Origin of the sequence: Streptomyces sp. WAC05292, from assembly GCF_003949955.1 — a bacterium.
In the GTDB taxonomy this organism is placed as follows: domain Bacteria; phylum Actinomycetota; class Actinomycetes; order Streptomycetales; family Streptomycetaceae; genus Streptomyces; species Streptomyces globosus.
Genome location: NZ_RPSE01000648.1, coordinates 1 through 2,021, shown reverse-complemented (window position 1 = coordinate 2,021; position 2,021 = coordinate 1). Strand labels below are relative to the sequence as shown.

2 protein-coding genes are annotated in these 2,021 nt (G+C 76.2%); both read left to right on the top strand.

Features of this window, described 5'->3' with window-relative positions:
- The coding region (locus EF903_RS32035) for a DMT family transporter (protein ID WP_399422160.1) at positions 1–910 on the top strand (910 nt) is incomplete at its 5' end.
- Positions 911–920: 10 nt separating this feature from the next.
- Complete coding sequence (locus EF903_RS32030) at positions 921–1,838, top strand: LysR family transcriptional regulator (protein ID WP_125548461.1); 918 nt, start codon at positions 921–923, stop codon at positions 1,836–1,838.
- The last annotated feature ends 183 nt before the right edge of the window (positions 1,839–2,021 follow it).

The following is a 2,021-nucleotide window of genomic DNA, read 5'->3' as shown; positions in this document are numbered from 1 at the left end:
GCCCCCGCTCGCCCGCCCCGCCCGCCGGCCGCGCGGCACCGCCGCCCGGGCGGCCGGGCCGGGCGTGCTCCTCGCCCTGACCGCCACGGTCGTCTGGTCCGGCAGCTTCGTCGCCACCCGCGGCATGGCCGACACCGTCCCGCCCGTCCAGGCGGTCTTCTGGCGGTGGATCATCGCCGCCGCGGCCGTCGCCCCGTTCGCCGCCCGGCAGGCCTGGCGGCAGCGGCACCTGATCCGCCGGCACCTGGCGTACACCGCGCTCGCCTCCTTCTTCGGCGTCGCCCTCTACAACACCCTCGTCCACCAGGCCGGACTGACCACCTCCGCCGCCAACATGGGCATGATCATGGCGGCCTCGCCGGTCGCCATGGCCCTCTACGCCCGCGCCGGCGGAGAACGCATCGGCCCGCGCCGCAGGCTCGGGCTGCTGACCGCCCTGGCCGGAGTCCTGCTCCTCGTCGGCGACGGCTCCCTCAGCCCGCGCTTCGGCGCCGGAGACCTGTGGATGCTCGGCGCCGCGCTGTCCTTCGCCACCTACAGCGCCCTGCTGCGCCGCAAGCCCGTCGAACTCGGCGGCCCGGCCTTCCTCCTGGCCACCTTCGTCCTGGGCGCGCTGATGCTGGCCCCCGCCTACGCCGTCTCCCTGCACCTCCAGGGCGGCTTCGCCGCCACCCCGACAACCGCGGGCATGCTCCTCTACGTCGGCGTCATGTCCTCCGCGGTCGCCTTCTTCGCCTGGAACAAGGCCGTCGCGCTCATCGGCGCGGCCCGCGCCGGCGTCGTCTACCACCTCCAGCCCGTGTGCGTCGCGGGGCTCGGCCTGCTGCTCCTCGGCGAGCGCACCGGCCCAGCCGAGCTGCTGTGCATGGCGCTGATCCTCGGCGGCGTGGCGCTGGGGGCCCGGCGGTAGGTTCGGGCCCATGACCGAGTGGGACATCAAGAAGCTGCGGATCCTGCGGGCCCTGGCCGAACAGGGCACGGTGACCGCGGCGGCCGAGGCGCTGCACCTGACGCCCTCGGCCGTCTCGCAGCAGCTGACCAACCTCGCCCGGCAGTTGGGCGTCCCCCTGCTGGAGGCGCGGGGCCGCCGGGTCCGGCTCACCGACGCCGCCCGGCTCGTGCTGCGGCACGCCGACGCCGTCTTCGCCCAGCTCGAACGGGCCGACGCCGACCTCGCCGGATACCTCGCCGGCGAGACCGGGGAGGTCCGCATCGGCGCCTTCTCCACCGCCGTCCCCGCCCTGGTCGTCCCGGCCGTCGCGATCCTGCGCGAGACCCGCCCCGGGCTGGAGGTGCGGGTCCGAGAGACCGAGGCCGCCGAGTCGTACGGGCTGCTCTCCGCCGGGGCGGTCGACCTGGCCCTCTCGCTCGCGGCCCACGCCCCGACCGCGCGCGACGCCCGCTTCAGCCGCATGGTGCTGCTGGAGGACCCTCTCGACGTGGCCCTCCCGCGGGACCACCCGCTCGCGGACGCGCCGGACCTCAGGCTGGCCGACCTCTCCGCCGAGCCGTGGATCTACGGGGGCAGCGGGCCTTGGCAGGAGATCGCCCGGACGGCCTGCGAGGCGGCGGGCTTCGTCCCCGAGCAGGCGCACACCGCAGCCGGCTGGACCGCGATCCTCGCCATGGTCGAGGCCGGGATGGGCGTCGCCCTCGTCCCGCGCATGGTGTCGGGGCGGGCCTCCGGCGTCGCCGTCCGCGTCCTGGCCCGCGACCGGCCCACCCGGCACGTCATCGCCGCGACCCGCCGCGGCGCGGAGTCCTCGCCCGCCGTCGCCCGGGCCCTGGACGCGCTGCGCGAGGCGGCCGCGCGCCGGGCGTCTGCCGCGCCCGCCTGAGGCGGACCGCCGACCCGGCCCGGACGCGCCGGTGCCCCGGCCCCGCCGTGGGCGGGGATGCTGTTGGCTAATTCAGGGCACTGCGTGACGGCGGTTCCCAAGACCCGGTTGTGGTTTTGGGAACCGCCGTTGTCGTATGGGGAGAGTGTCAATGTCGATGCAGCCGAAGGAGCCGGGTGAGGT